Origin of the sequence: Amphritea sp., assembly GCF_048266285.1 — a bacterium.
Classification (GTDB): Bacteria; Pseudomonadota; Gammaproteobacteria; order Pseudomonadales; family Balneatricaceae; genus Amphritea.
This window is the reverse complement of the sequence record NZ_JBLWZV010000008.1, coordinates 59,948-74,895: the sequence shown is the minus strand read 5'-3', so window position 1 is coordinate 74,895 and position 14,948 is coordinate 59,948. Positions and strand designations below refer to the sequence as shown.

The 14,948-nt window shown below is 49.9% G+C and carries 12 protein-coding genes; 6 read left to right on the top strand and 6 right to left on the bottom strand.

Annotation, left to right across the window (positions count from 1 at the left end):
• The first annotated feature begins 403 nt into the window (after window positions 1–403).
• Together ACN0T0_RS11205 and ACN0T0_RS11200 are read left to right on the top strand one after the other, a co-directional pair.
• Entirely contained in the window at window positions 404–2,110 is a 1,707-nt protein-coding gene (locus ACN0T0_RS11205; RefSeq protein ID WP_417226206.1) for a PHA/PHB synthase family protein, read from the top strand.
• A gap of 8 nt (window positions 2,111–2,118) precedes the next feature.
• A complete protein-coding gene (locus ACN0T0_RS11200) occupies window positions 2,119–4,512 on the top strand; it encodes a plasma-membrane proton-efflux P-type ATPase (RefSeq protein ID WP_417226079.1) in 2,394 nt (797 codons plus the stop codon).
• Between the two features lie 123 nt (window positions 4,513–4,635).
• On the opposite strand, the gene ACN0T0_RS11195 is transcribed toward ACN0T0_RS11200, so the two are convergent.
• From ACN0T0_RS11195 to ACN0T0_RS11170, 6 genes are all read right to left on the bottom strand, one after another.
• Complete coding sequence (locus tag ACN0T0_RS11195) at window positions 4,636–5,832, bottom strand: hypothetical protein (protein WP_417226077.1); 1,197 nt, start codon at window positions 5,830–5,832, stop codon at window positions 4,636–4,638.
• Between the two features lie 10 nt (window positions 5,833–5,842).
• The gene (locus ACN0T0_RS11190) at window positions 5,843–7,288 is read right to left on the bottom strand and encodes a DUF6844 domain-containing protein (protein ID WP_417226075.1); all 1,446 of its coding nucleotides are present in this window, start codon (window positions 7,286–7,288) and stop codon (window positions 5,843–5,845) included.
• Window positions 7,289–7,309: 21 nt separating this feature from the next.
• A complete protein-coding gene (lpoB, locus tag ACN0T0_RS11185; protein ID WP_417226073.1) occupies window positions 7,310–7,933 on the bottom strand; it encodes a penicillin-binding protein activator LpoB in 624 nt (207 codons plus the stop codon).
• Window positions 7,930–8,343 (bottom strand): YcfL family protein, encoded by a 414-nt coding sequence (locus ACN0T0_RS11180; RefSeq protein WP_417226071.1) that lies wholly within the window; start codon window positions 8,341–8,343, stop codon window positions 7,930–7,932. The genes lpoB and ACN0T0_RS11180 overlap by 4 nt, the downstream gene beginning before the upstream one ends.
• Window positions 8,344–8,357: 14 nt before the next feature.
• Window positions 8,358–9,812 carry a COG3014 family protein gene (locus ACN0T0_RS11175; protein WP_417226069.1) on the bottom strand — a complete coding sequence of 485 codons (1,455 nt, stop codon included), beginning with the start codon at window positions 9,810–9,812 and terminating at the stop codon, window positions 8,358–8,360.
• A gap of 422 nt (window positions 9,813–10,234) precedes the next feature.
• Window positions 10,235–10,420: a hypothetical protein gene (locus tag ACN0T0_RS11170; RefSeq protein WP_417226067.1), complete on the bottom strand. Its 186-nt coding sequence runs from the start codon at window positions 10,418–10,420 to the stop codon at window positions 10,235–10,237.
• A 215-nt stretch (window positions 10,421–10,635) separates the two neighbouring features.
• Between ACN0T0_RS11170 and dnaX the strand changes: the two genes are divergently transcribed.
• From dnaX to rnd, 4 genes are all read left to right on the top strand, one after another.
• Window positions 10,636–12,762: a DNA polymerase III subunit gamma/tau gene (dnaX, locus tag ACN0T0_RS11165; RefSeq protein WP_417226065.1), complete on the top strand. Its 2,127-nt coding sequence runs from the start codon at window positions 10,636–10,638 to the stop codon at window positions 12,760–12,762.
• A gap of 65 nt (window positions 12,763–12,827) precedes the next feature.
• Window positions 12,828–13,154, top strand: coding sequence for a YbaB/EbfC family nucleoid-associated protein (locus tag ACN0T0_RS11160; protein WP_417226063.1), 327 nt, complete (start codon window positions 12,828–12,830; stop codon window positions 13,152–13,154).
• 12 nt (window positions 13,155–13,166) lie between these two features.
• Window positions 13,167–13,766 carry a recombination mediator RecR gene (gene recR, locus ACN0T0_RS11155; RefSeq protein WP_417226061.1) on the top strand — a complete coding sequence of 200 codons (600 nt, stop codon included), beginning with the start codon at window positions 13,167–13,169 and terminating at the stop codon, window positions 13,764–13,766.
• A gap of 7 nt (window positions 13,767–13,773) precedes the next feature.
• A complete protein-coding gene (gene rnd, locus ACN0T0_RS11150; RefSeq protein ID WP_417226059.1) occupies window positions 13,774–14,940 on the top strand; it encodes a ribonuclease D in 1,167 nt (388 codons plus the stop codon).
• Window positions 14,941–14,948 lie beyond the last annotated feature (8 nt).

The following is a 14,948-nucleotide window of genomic DNA, read 5'->3' as shown; positions in this document are numbered from 1 at the left end:
GCTTTGCTCTGTCAGGTTGATATCAGCGTATTGATCATCTCATGCTGCTGTGCACAAAAAATTGTTTTTAATAAGCAATAGAATCTTCTATAAAGACAGTTTGGATCAATACTGCGCTGCAGCATTTAGGCTATACTCTAAGTATTAAAGAGAGTAGTTCATATCATTAATATGAGAGGGATTTAGGATGGAATCGCAACCCTTAGAACATGCAGATAATAATCAAGCTGATTCAGTTGATGTGCATGAAACAAAAACATTACCGTCCCCAGTTAAATCACAGGCAAGTGCTGCTGACCCATCTTATGGGGTGCAAACGCTCAAGTTGCCGGCGAGCGTGGCTGAGTACCTAACCCATCTGTTTGAGCGAGATACCTCGACGCCGGTTTCGCTGCAGGAAACAATGGATAGGACGGTTAATGCCACCATGGCGCGCGTTACTGGGGGATTGTCGCCGGGTGGGTTAGCCGGCGCTTATGCCGATTGGGCAGTACATCTTGCGACTGCCCCCGGGAAACAGGCTCAGCTTCTTGAAAAAGCGATTAAGAAAGCACTCAATCTGGCTAATTACGCGAGCTTTTGTGCCACCGGTATTGCCCAAGATACGTCGATGCCTTGTATCGAACCTTTGCCTCAGGATAAACGTTTTAGAGGCGAGGCTTGGCAGAAGTGGCCATATAATGTGTTATATCAATCTTTCCTACTTAACCAACAATGGTGGTACAACGCCACCACGGGTGTACGCGGGGTAACGCAACAGCATGAAAATGTGGTTGAGTTCGCTGCACGCCAGATGTTGGATGTGCTGTCGCCATCGAACTACCTGCTGACCAATCCTGAGCTGCTTGAGCAAACTGAAAGAGAGGGGGGCTTGAATTTACAGCGCGGCATGAAAAACTTTATTGATGACTTTGAGCGCGCAATTAAAGGTCAAAAACCGGTCGGTACTGAAGCCTTTCAGGTCGGTAAAAATCTAGGGGTGTCCCCCGGCAAGGTGGTGTATCGCAATCGCTTGATCGAGTTGATTCAGTATGACCCGGTCACTGAAACGGTTCATCCTGAGCCTATCCTCATCGTCCCTGCTTGGATCATGAAGTATTACATTCTTGATCTATCACCGGAAAATTCACTGGTTAAATACCTCACCGAACAGGGCTTTACTGTCTTCATGGTGTCATGGAAGAACCCTGATGTGGGAGATCGTGATTTGGGTATGGATGACTATCGTACCCTCGGTATTATGGATGCACTCGATACTATCGAGACTATTACGGGTGGGCAGCAAGTGCACGGGGTTGGTTATTGCTTGGGCGGCACCTTATTGTCTATTGCTGCTGCAGCGATGGCGCGTGACGGTGATGAACGCTTAAAAACTCTGTCATTGTTTGCCGCCCAAACCGATTTCACCGAAGCCGGAGAGTTGATGCTGTTTATCAATGAGAGCCAGGTGACTTTCCTCGAAGATATGATGTGGGAAAAGGGCTATCTCGATACCAAACAGATGTCGGGTGCTTTCCAGTTGTTGCGTTCTAACGATTTGATCTGGTCCCGTATGGTGCACGATTATCTGATGGGTGAGCGAGCCAAAATGAATGATCTGATGGCTTGGAACAGTGATGCAACGCGTATGCCTTACAAAATGCATTCACAGTATCTGCGTCAGCTATTTCTTAACAATATGCTGGCCGAAGGTCGCTATACCGTGGATGGTCGGGCAATTGTTGTGTCAGATATTCGCGCGCCTATTTTTATGGTGGGCACGGAGCGAGACCATGTCGCGCCTTGGCGTTCGGTTTATAAACTTAACCTACTGGCTGATACCGAAGTCACCTTTCTGTTGACCAGTGGTGGTCACAATGCCGGGATTGTCTCTGAGATCGGCCATCCCCGGCGGCATTATCGTATCGCCACTCAGAAACATGATGACCGCTATCAGGACCCTGATACTTGGTTTGCTGACAATGATGCCCAAGAGGGTTCATGGTGGCCTGAGTTTGCTGGCTGGTTAAAACAACGTTCGGGCGATCAAACGGCCGTGCCATCTGACGCCACTCAACGTGGGCTGAAGCCTATCTGTGACGCACCTGGAACCTATGTTATGCAGGATTGAGGGGAACTATGATGCTTAATGATGCGAATACCGGCCCAGCCCCCGAACAACGCGATGGCGGGCTATCCTCTGAAGAGGCTGCGCGTCGGCTGTCTGAGCAAGGGGCTAATGAAATCGTTGAACAGCGGGAGGGGCCGCTGAAAAAGATTCTCTCCTATTTCTGGGGGCCAATCCCTTGGATGATTGAAGCGGCGGCGGTGTTGTCGGCGTTAGCGCGGGACTGGCCTGACTTCCTTATCATCCTGACCATGCTGGCGGTTAACGCTGGGGTGGCTTTTTGGCAGGAACGTAAGGCCGATAATGCGGTTGAATTACTGAAGAAAAAACTCGCCACGCGGGCGCGGGCATTGCGTGATGGCAGATGGCAGGACCTGCCTGCCCGAGAGCTGGTTGCGGGGGATTTGATCCATTTGAAACTGGGTGATGTAGTGCCAGCCGATGTTGAACTATTGAAGGGATCAGGCCTTTCAATTGATCAGTCCGCATTAACCGGTGAATCACTTCCCGTTGAAAAGAGTGCATCTGATCCAGCCTATTCAGGCTCAATCGTGCGGGTTGGCGAGATGACCGCAGTCGTAACCGCGACCGGGATGCACACCTATTTTGGTAAGACCGCCGCGCTGGTCGAACGGGCTGGTGCGCCATCGCATTTTCAGCAAGCGGTGTTGAAAATTGGTAATGCCTTGATTGTTGCCACCTTGGTGCTGGTGGCAATTATTTTAGCTTACGGTTGGTTGCGGGGGGATCCACTCCTGGAAACAATGCAGTTTGCCCTGATCTTAACCATTGCAGCGATCCCCGTGGCATTGCCCGCAGTACTGTCGGTGACACTGGCAGTGGGGGCGATGACGCTGAGTCGTCTGGGCTCGATCGTGTCACACCTTGCCGCGATTGAAGAGTTGGCTGGGATTGATGTGCTCTGCTCGGATAAAACCGGCACTTTGACGCAAAACCGATTGGTGGTGGGTACTCTCGCATTAATCGAGGCAAAGGATACTGAACAGGTACTGTTTGCCGCTGCGCTGGCGTGCGAGCCGGAAAGTAATGACCCGATCGATACTTCAATTTTGGCTGCGGTTAAAGGGGTTGATAACCTAGCAAGGGCACAGATTGATAAGTTCACGCCCTTCGATCCGGTCAGTAAAATCGCCGAAGTGGAAGTGACGCTGGATGGCCAAGCGCGGTATATCGCTAAGGGGGCGCCGCAGTCAATTTTAGCCTGGGCTAACGCCTCGTCAGAAACACAGGCGGCGGTTGAGGTGCAGATTGATACTTTAGCGGCGGGTGGTTATCGTGCCTTGGCGGTGGCTGAACGTATCGGTGATCAGCCTGCTGAAGTATTGGGTTTGCTGCCATTGTACGATCCACCGCGTGAAGACAGTGCGGAGACGGTTTCTGCGCTAACGAAGTTGGGTGTGTCGGTTAAAATGGTGACTGGTGATCATATCGCTATTGCTCGGCAGATCGCTGGACAATTGGGGATTGGATCTAACTTTATCACTGCCGATAAAGCGTTTGCCAAAGAACATAAAATGACCGCCAGCGAGATTCTTGAGCGGGATGGCTACGCCCAGGTTTTTCCTGAACATAAGTTCGAGATTGTCGAGACACTGCAATCCAGTGATCATCTGGTGGGTATGACTGGGGATGGTGTGAACGACGCTCCGGCATTACGTCAGGCGGATGTGGGGATTGCGGTCAGTGGGGCAACCGATGCGGCACGAGCGGCAGCGGATCTGGTGTTAACTGAGCCGGGACTGGGGGTTATTCGTCACGCGGTGGAAGAGGCACGCCGTATCTTCGAGCGTATGACGGCCTACGCTATTTTCCGTATCAGTGAAACCGTTCGCGTGCTGTTGTTTATGACGCTATCTATTCTGGTGTTTGATTTCTATCCGGTCACGGCGGCAATGATAGTGTTGCTGGCGCTGCTGAATGATTTCCCCATCATGATGATTGCTTATGACAATGCGCGGCCTGCGCCACGACCGGTGCGCTGGGATATGCGCAGGGTGCTTATTCTGGCGAGCGTTCTCGGTACACTGGGTGTTATCTCGAGCTTCGGGATGTTCTGGATAGCAGAATCAATCTGGGAATTACCGCGTCCGACAATTCAAACACTGATCTTCCTTAAATTACTAGTCGCGGGTCATCTGACTATCTATCTGACCCGTAATGACGGTCATTTCTGGGATCGTCCGTTCCCAAGTTTGAAACTGTTTATCACCACCGAGTTGACTCAAGTGGTGGGGACTTTCGCTGCCGTCTATGGCTGGTTTGTTGAGCCGATCGGTTGGACATTAGCATTTATCGTGTGGGGCTATGCGATCGTCTGGTTCTTGATCAATAATATGGTTAAACGACTGGTCTTACATCACTTGGTGGGTATCCAGCAGAGATAAGATATTAGGTATTGTCAGCGCCCCTTAGGGTAGCAGCGCTGTAATTACACTGCTGCTTAATCAAGCAGAGACGATTGACGATTAGGCTTGAAAGGCCTAATCGTCAGCGGTGATAGCAATGACCTAACGTCGCAGTATAAAGTTTGGCTCAATCAGCTCGGGTTCTCCTGAGAGAGTGGTCGCATAGGAAATTTTTGCGGTGGTCCGTAACACTTTGACGGTCGCAATCTGTTCTTCTAACTGACCCAGTGATTCCTTGGTATAGGGATCAAACATCTCATCGCCTAGCAAGAAAACATTCAGCACATCGCCTTTTTTTAAGGTTTTACCTCCCTGATTGATCACCACGGTTTTGCCTTTAACAGCCACTACCCGCATAGGGTAAATATTCGCCAAGGCTTGTTGTGCTAATTGTTCAGCCAATTCAGCGATGATACCTGCTTGGGATGAGCCATATTTTTTCAACATAGCGCGGATGTCGCGATCGCTGAACTTGAGGTTGATGGAATCAGACCATTTTACTTGGCGGGTAGAGGCGAGAATGATTTTGTAATCCAACTGAGCACTACCGCTATAGCTGACGATAGTTTCACCGGTTAGCTGCAAGGTTTTTGTATGCCGAGTACTGCGTACATTGCGAATATTACCCACAACGATGTAGTCGGCTCCTAGGACATTACCGGTCTTGGCTTTTTCAGCTAGTGCAGCATCATCACTGAGCCAGAGAGCCTTCTCTTGTTGAAACTCGGCACCAAACTCACGATCTAACACGTTCATCTTGCGGGACTGAATAAACTGATCCAGCGCGCGGTTACGCAGCTCTGATTCAATTTTGGTCGCAGAGGTGCGGTCTCCTAAGAGTGAGTAGCTGCCCTTATCGCTGTGGAAGGGCATTATCGCCAGTGTACGGCGGCTATCAGTGGGCAGGCCCGGTTTGTCGTACTTGAGCACATGCAGACTAACATCGGCGCGGTAGATGCCATCCGCTTCCTGCTCTACCGAATGGACGTCATAGCGTGAAATGAGTCCCTTGGTTTTGAGGCTGAGGTCGCCACGATGAGCGACCTCGAACGAGTTGCTGAACTGCTCGCCTTCATTGTTGCTGCTACTGGCATGACCCGATAAGGTTTGCATAACCTCACGGCTGTCGATGCTGACACCGGTAGCTTGCCGCAGACCCTGTACTAAGGCATCGCTGATCGCCTGATTGCGATTGTTGCCATAACCAACAGTATCGACAACCTGTTCAGCGGAGAAGCTGCAACTACTCCAGAGCAGAGCGGTTAATACCAGTAGTGTTTTCAGTAATGATGAGTGCATTCTTCTGTCCTTAGAAATCATCGGCCGACATTAGGTCGCGACTTTGACTCGTGCCGGTTGAGTGAGCCTTGCTGTTGCGCTCCTGAGACTTAGCCTGTGCTTGATGTTTGGGTTTGAAGTTACGCATATTGCGAGCGTTTTGCTCTGAAACCGGGTGCCAGACATAGATAACACCGTTGATTTCGTTACCGTATTGAGGGTGTTTAGCCGTCCAGCGCAGTAGCTGACGGGTGCCTGCTAGATCTGAGATGCTGGCGCGGGCTGAAATTTCATTGTTAATTGATTTCACCATCTCAATGCGGCTTTCTTCAGATGTCAGCACGCCATTTTTTTCGGCTTGCACGATACCTTCAGTTACATCCGTGCTTTTTTTGCTGGTGCTAGATTCAGCATTGCCGACGGCATTCAAAAGGTAAGCAAAGTTGGCGTAAGCATCTGCTTTTGCGTATAAAAAGGCTCCTTTGCGGGCATTCATCTTACGATTGAAGTCGGCACCGTTATAACCTGTTCCTGCTTGACCAAAAGATACCAACACAGGGTAGCCGTTTTCATCATATATTTTGCGGATGCCGAACTCATTAATTAGGGCGGCTTTGTTCTCGGTGAAGCGTTCACGCAGGGATGGCCCGCCCACTTTTTTAGGGTTAGGGGCTAAGTCGCCTTTGCTTTGTGTCATATCATAAATAAATTGGCGCATCTTATCCGAGGCAACCACCATGACAGCGATCGCATGACGGCCTTCGGCATCATTGGCTTCAAAGGTTTTAACCGGTACTAAGCCTGTCAGGCTAGCACGTGCTCGTGTTGTAATTTGTTCGCTGATGGAGTTCTCAAATAGGCGGGCACGTTTCGCGGGAGGTGCGGCATTAAATTCATCCGGGTTTATGCCCAATTCATTAAGTTGTTCATCCAGTTTACCACCGGCCAATGCGACGGCTTTATTAAGCACCTCTTCGAGCTTGTTCGAGCTCTGTAGCTCCTCAGGCGAGAATGATGGCATTTGACTCTTATCTTCAAAGAGTTTACTGACGGTTTCGGCTCGAGAGCTGATCCCTTCAAACTCGATAAATTGTGCTTGTGCATTCATCAGCGCTTCTTTATAGGCCAATAGTCGATGGTCGGCCCAGTCAGCCGCATCTGGCGTAACTTTTACAAAGGAGGTTCCTTCCGCCATAAAAATATCGCCATTTTCAGCCCGTTGAGCCAAACCTGCGCCTGCACCTTGTTTCCACTTTTCGATCTGTTCCATCAGCATCATGCCTGAGTCGACCGGTGCCAGTTCAGCGGCCTCTGCCACTGCAAGATCAACTGCTTCAGTCTGATCCATTGACTGCGCTGTTTCTACTTGGATTGTTGTTTCGATTTCTGGTTGGTTAGCGTCTGTTTGTGCTTGAGTTACGACCGCTATGCTACTGATGGCCAGTGCTAGTGCGGTTTGTTTGAATAGCATTTTCATCATCGTATTCCTTTACCTTACTTACCAAGAGGTTCCTTTGGCGCTACCAATTTTGCGAATCGGTGTTTCGCCTTCCCATACAGCTAGGCCATGTTTGAGGTCTGTGAGTGATAGTTGGAAGTAATACTCAACCAGTTGGCGGTCATTATCGACGCGGTTGTTACGTTGAATGATCTTGCCTGAAAGACTCATATTCGGTGCGGTAAAGGCTTGTTTAACAACGCTGCTACGATCAACTTTTTTTGATTGGCTTAGTTCACTGTAGACCGAGTTCATTTCGTCCTCAGCGCCGTGCAGGCCGATGGCTGTTGTTGTCATTACCTTGCCGCTTCTTAATAATTCAATACGAATTTTCTTGACCAGCTGATCGGTGTCGATACGCTGCATGGTGTCATTAATAATCGAAGAGACCACCATGATGTTCTTTTTACCATCGTTACGATCTACTGCTCCAGAGGACAGCATAGATTGCACCGCATCGACAGACGCTTGCTCAAAGTCTGTTCCGCTCAGCCCCATGGTGATGGGTTCATCTACCGCACCAGGCGTTAGCATCTGCGTTTTTGGTGTACAGCCAGTGGCGAGTAGTACCAATGCTGACAGAGCAATAACTTTAGTTTTTTGAGCTGAGAATAGTGTTCTCATTGGTTGTTTCCTTGAGGTTGAGGGGATGCGGCGTGAGCATCAGATAAAAATACTTTATAGCTGAGGGCTTTCGGGCTAGTGGCGATACGCTGGATAGATATCGGTTCTTTAGGACCGGCTTTTAGTGCTTCCCAACGTGACGTGAGGCTATCTATTGCAAATCCATTTTCATCAAACCAAGTGAATTTATAGCGTAAGGTTTTAACTTGGGTACTGGTATTAAAGGCTTGGATAGAGACCCGTAATAACTGCCCTGAGGTATAGCCATCGACGACAGATTCGACGGCTAAAAAGCTTTTTGCTCCTTGGCCAAAGACGAGTTGTGGGTAATTAGGTGATTTGACCTGCTGTGTTTGGCAGCCCGTTAAGAGTATTAACGGGAGCAAGGCAGTCAGTATTAATGTCTTCATTGGGTTCCTTATTCTCAGGCTTCGAAGCTGGTAAGTTTGTAAGCAGGAGTACTGCCTGGCGTGGTTGCTTTAACATAGATAACGGTAAAGCGGCTATCAGGTAGGTCTATGTTTATAGGGGCGGTGAAGCCAGGAGCATTGATGCTTATGGTGTTGTTTTTGGGCTTTTTGACCCGTGCGAGCTGTACCTCTTTTGGCAAGGCACTCCAGCTACGGGTATCCGCATGGGTGGTGGCGGCTTGATAAATTGCTGCGACTAATCCGCCGAGACTGCCGCCTTCTTTTTGTGCCTGATATTGGATCAATGCTTTGACTAACGAACTGCTGATCGCTTCAGTCACTTTTAGTGGAAACTCTTTTTTAAATTCAGTTTGAATAACGCGATCGATGTCGGCTAATTGTGCTGTTTTACCTAATGATTTTTTACCATCGAAAAGTTCCAGATAGGGGTAGGCTTTAGGCCGGTGGTTTAGCTTTGGTAAGGCGATCTGGGCGTAATCGATATCGTTGTTAACTAGGAAAAGGGGAATAGGGATGAGTGTTTCTTCGACGGTCGGGGCTAGGCCATTTTCAAAAATAACCCAAACGGCGGGGTTTAAGCGTTTTTTACTCCACTGTCCTCGGCGTAATTTATCCGCTACTTTCAGGTCTGTTTTCACTGCAGGGTTATTAGGGCTCATGCCTGCAACTCTGCGCATTGAGGTGCGAGCTTTGCTGAGATCTGATTTGTCCTGACTAGAGAGCATAAAGTAGAGGCCATGCAGGTAATCAGTATAGGGGTTTACATAATCGGGGTAGGCTTGCCACTCTTTTAGCTCGGGGTATTGCTCATAAACAGCTGATTCGGATTGGGCGCTGCTTTTTTGATAATCGAAAGGGTTGCTTTTATTTTTAGAAGCGCCCGATTTCTTGGCTTCGGCTTCCTTTTCTGCGAGTTCTTTCTGTTTCTCTGCCAGTTTCTCTTTAAAGGCCTCTTCAGCTCGCCGTTGGCGATCTGCAGCGCGGTTGAACTCTATCCTGGCATTCTGAAAATCATGTAAGAACATGTCATTAACGGCTTTGTAGGTATTCGTCATGACACCGTCGTACACAGTGGGGGAGTAACGGTTAACACTATTATTGAGGAATGCTGCGGAGATTCTTTCCACCCCTTTTCGGCCAAGACTCTCAGTATCTTCAGCTTTCATCATTAATTCAGCCGAGTCGAAGACCTTGTTACTAAACTCATATTGACCCACGGCGCTGAGTGCTGAACCGCTTTGCAGCGACCAGAGCAGGCTATTCGATTCACCGTCTGGTGTTATTTCACCTGCACTTAAGGCGGTGTCAGCAGCGGCTTGAAATTGGCCTGCCTCAAACTGCTGATCAAAATCAGCGGATTTTTGTTTTGTCTGGATGGCGTTACAGCCGCTTAGTAAAATGGCGGAGAAAAGAAGTGAAGCGGGTTTAGAAATCCCTTTGGTTCGCATGATAAGTCCTTTAAGCGAAAATAAAATCTTTTTATATCAATGGTCTATGTGCATGCGAGGGTATAGATAAGCACTTTGTCTGCCTATAGGAAAAAGTCTTACTTTTATTGTGGATTAGACTGAAAGTACCCAAAATGTCATTTTTAAACGCTGCTGCGACATCGGGTAGCCCAGCTATGTGTCTTATTCTTGACGTTTTTATGGTCGAATTGGGTAAAGGCGTTAATGGAAAGTCCTGTTGTCGGGGCGCGGTGAGCGTGTTGAAACGACTTATAGCGTCTGGAAATGCCGCCAGCTTTTTTATTTTTACGATGGACTATATGAGTTTTCATCAGCAGCGGGATGTCGCGCATGTTTTATTTGCAGCGGGATGCTATAGACGGAGATGCGTTTGCACCTCCGGTGGGTGTTCGTGTAGCGGGTTAGTGAGAATTGAAGTGACTGCTTTCCAGTGAGATCATCTCATCACTGACCGTTACCCAATTGATCGCCTCTTCGGTGAGGACCTGGATAGGGCAGTGCTGATCTTGAAAGTGAATGATCTCGTCTTGTTCAATCAGTCGGTGACGCCTGACGGCGTATTGGTTGGCACTGTTTGCTTTTTCCATCCTCTTATCCTCGTCGGTGAGAAGATTGTTGTTGTCTATGTAAGTTAGTTCATTAATCCTGAGTTAGCGAAGAACAGTTTTCATGTAAAAGCCGATGTGCATGAGTCATCGCAATTTAGTTGCCACTAAATAGCCGGTTTCGCTGGCGATATCAGGCGGTTCCCGTTAGCATTGGTAGCCATGAATAAACACCCCTCTCATATAGATTTGCAGCGATGAGTTATCAGGTACTGGCGCGTAAGTGGCGTCCCGCAAAGTTTCAAGAAATGGTCGGTCAGGAGCATGTGCTCAAGGCTCTGGTAAATGCGCTGGATGACGATCGTTTGCATCATGCTTATCTGTTTACCGGCACCCGTGGTGTAGGTAAAACGTCGATTGCACGGCTTTTTGCTAAGTCACTTAACTGCGAGAAAGGTGTTTCGTCGACGCCCTGTGGTGAATGCTCTGCTTGCCGTGAAATCAGTGAAGGTCGCTTTGTTGATTTGATCGAAGTGGATGCGGCATCGCGCACCAAGGTGGAAGACACCCGTGAGCTAATGGAAAATGTTCAGTACGCGCCGACTCATGGACGCTTTAAAGTGTATCTCATCGATGAGGTGCACATGCTGTCCACACACTCATTTAACGCGCTGCTGAAAACCTTAGAAGAGCCGCCGCCGCATGTTAAGTTTTTGCTGGCAACCACCGATCCACAGAAACTACCCGTTACTATCCTGTCCCGTTGTTTACAGTTTAATCTGAAAAATATGATCCCTGAGCGGATCGTTGAGCACCTGTGTCGGGTGTTGACGGCGGAAACGATTCCTTACGAAGAACCCGCATTATGGCTGTTAGCCCGATCTGCTGATGGATCGATGCGTGATGCTCTGAGTCTGACGGATCAGGCGATTGCCTTTGGTGCAGGCGCCGTTGTCGAAGCCGATGTGCGGGCGATGCTGGGAACGATCGATCAGCGATTAGTCTATAGCTTGGTGGATAACCTAGCGGCTCATAATGCACGAGCCTTGTTAGCAACGGTGGACGAACTGGCCCGTTATTCACCGGATTACAATGCGGTGTTGGGCGACCTGATTAGTTTAATGCATCGTATCGCACTGGCGCAGATTGTGCCGGATGCGGTGGACAATGGCTTGGGCGATCGAGAACTGGTGCTGGATCTGGCGGGTAAATTAACCGCTGAAGACGTGCAGCTGTTCTATCAAACCGCATTGATGGGACGCAAAGACCTACCCTTTGTGCCGGATGCCCGTGAAGGACTGGAGATGACGCTGATGCGGATGCTGGCGTTCCGTCCGGTATCGGTGAGCCATCAAGGGTTAAGTCAGCCAAATGCCGACAGCAAACCCGTTGCGCTGGCGGCACCAGCATTTGAGCCAGTATCGGCTGTGCCCCAGCCAGCGCAGCCAGTCGCGGCAGCGGTTGAGACTCAAAATCATGGCGCAATGGCATCGTCTGGGCCGGCCACTAATATCTCCGCCAACGCTTATCCGGATGCACCACCACAACATCAGGCATCACCTCCGGATTATGATGAGTCATATCTCCAAGGTCCTTCTGAGGACCTTCCCGGAAAAAAGCCTGACGCTGATTCTGAACCGCGGGGGGCTGCGGGGTCGGCTGCTGTAACGCAAAACGCACCGGTTGATCTGCCTTGGGAAGATAATACTTCATCGGCTAAGACATCAGGTGAGCGTCATACGAATCAGCCGCCGCCCAGTGTGACGGGGCAACAAGTAGACAGGCAACGTCGCGAAGCTCAAAGCGCAGCGCCACCGCAATCGGAAGTGCCGTCTGTTGCGCTCGCTCCAGTAGCCCAGCCAGAGGTACGCGCAGAACGACAAAACGGCGAGCGACAAAGCCTTGTAGTCAACAATACCATGCAGTCGCCAGCGACGATGGCGAGTGGTATTGCTGAGGCGGTGATTGAACCGGCGGCGAATGTCAGTCAAGATATTACGCAATTTAATCCCGATCAGTGGGTTCTGTTAGTCGAGTTGATTGGGCTCAGTGGTATGACTTATAGCATTGCCTCGAATACCTCACTGGAAGCGGTGGGGAATTGTTGGCGTTTTCATTATATGCATGAGCAAAAAGCGCTGGTGAACGAAACCCATATCGGCCGCATTCGCGAATCGATTGGTCATTATTTTAATACCCCGGTTGAGGTAGAATTCAGCCTTGGCCATTATAGCCGCGAAACCCCCAGCCAATATCGCGACCGGAAACGGGCCGAGCGTTTGGCTGAGGCGGTGAGCTCTATTCAGAATGATCCGGTGGTACAAACCGTGATTGAGCGGTTTGGCGCCAGAATCGATATTGAGTCGGTTCAGCCGATCGATTAATACGATGACAACAACCTGGTTATCGGCAATATGATTGCCGGTCTTTAACACAGACGAGGAAGAGTATGATGAAAGGTGGTATGGGTAACCTGATGAAGCAGGCCCAGAAGATGCAGGCTGATATGCAGAAAGCCCAGGAAGAGATCGCTAAGGCTGAGGTCAACGGTGAATCGGGCGCGGGTCTGGTGAAGATTGTGATGAATGGTCGTCATGATGTTCGTAGCGTTGCCATCGATGATAGTCTGATGGAAGAAGATAAAGAGATTCTCGAAGATTTGATTGCCGCTGCGATCAATGATGCGGTGCGCAAGGTTGAGAGCACAACTCAGGAACGGATGGCTAAAGTAACCGGTGGTATGGCGATGCCTCCCGGCTTTAATATGCCATTCTGAGGCGGTTAGACTATGTCGTTTAGCCCGATGATTCAGGAATTAATTGACGCCTTCCGGGTATTGCCGGGGGTGGGGCCGAAAACCGCACAACGGATGGCATTTCATCTGTTGGAGCGGGATCGTGATGGCGCCAATACTCTATCTTCAGCGCTGACTCAGGCGGTAGATAAGATTGGTCATTGTGATCGTTGTCGCACGCTGTCTGAAAATACACTGTGCGAAATCTGCGCCGACACTGGTCGGGATGAAAGTCAGATCTGTGTATTAGAATCACCGGTGGATATGTTGGCGATTGAACAGACCGGCGGCTTTAACGGTGGTTATTTTGTGCTGATGGGCCACCTGTCACCGATTGATGGGGTAGGGCCGGATGATCTCGGGCTCGATAAGCTATTTAGTCGTCTCGAATCCGGAGCGGTTAAAGAGATTATTTTGGCCACTAACCCAACCGTTGAAGGTGAGGCGACCGCGCACTTTATCGCCGCACAAATTAAGCATCTTGATATAAGGGTGACTCGTATCGCCCATGGTGTGCCGGTGGGGGGCGAACTTGAATATGTTGATGGCGGCACCTTGGCCCATGCGATGGCCGGTCGTCGGTCGATGAACTGAGGGAATCATGACACACGCGTATAATTGGCAACGACTGGAAGCCGCTGCAGATCAGCCGATCTGGATTACGGATGATGAAACACTGGCTCGCTACTGTCAGCAGTGGCAGGCTTTGCCGTTGATTGCGCTGGATACGGAGTTTATCCGGGTAGATACCTTTTACCCGGTGCCCGGTTTAATCCAGATTGCCGATGATCAAGCCTGTTATCTGATCGATCCTCTTAAGATCGAAGATTATGCCCCCATGGTGCAATTGTTTCGTGATCCTAGCGTGCTTAAAATAGTGCATGCTGGCAATGAGGATCTGGAACTATTCTTCTATATGTTAGGCGAGATGCCCCAGCCCATTTTTGATACTCAGGTCGCCGCCGGTTTTCTGGGGTGGGGGTTCTCAATGGGGTATCAGCGCTTGGTGGAATATGCACTGGATGTGCAGCTGGAAAAGGGCGAGACAACCTCCGATTGGTTGCAGCGTCCTTTAACCACATCGCAGGAGCACTATGCGGCCCTCGATGTTGCTTATTTGCCCGTGCTTTGTCAGCAACAGATGGCTGAGTTAGCCGAACGAGGCATGAGCCGTTGGGCAGAGGAAGAAACGGCGCTGCTGCTGGATCATGTTCCGGATGATGACCCGGACGGGGTGTGTTATTACCAGCGCTTTAGTCAGGCCTGGAAGTTGCCGCCAGAAAAAATGGCTGCCCTGCGTGATTTGACCGCCTGGCGGGAGCGAATCGCCCGGCAGCGGGATGTGCCCCGCAACCGAGTGCTGAGAAATCATGCGCTGCTGGAAATTGTTAATCGTTGGCCTAAAGATGCCCGTGAACTTGCCCGGGTGCCTGAGGTCAGGATGCAACAGGTGAAGCAGGATGGTGAGGTTATTTTAGGTTATCTTAAAATGGCCGCCCAATCCGCTGCCGAAAAACCGCCAGCGCCAATTCAACGTCCCTTAAGTTATCAGTGGAATAAACCACTTAAGGTGTTGAAGGCGATGGCACGTAGCAAAGCCGAGGCGCTTAATATAGCGCCGGAGATTCTGCTGCGGAAACGCGATCTCGATGCTCTGATTAGAACGGAAGATCAGGGTCAATTCAGCCTCCCGCCCAGCCTGTCAGGTTGGCGTAAAGAGGTGATTGGTGATGCACTGTTGGAAAAACTGCAGAGCCTGGATATTTAAGCAGAGTG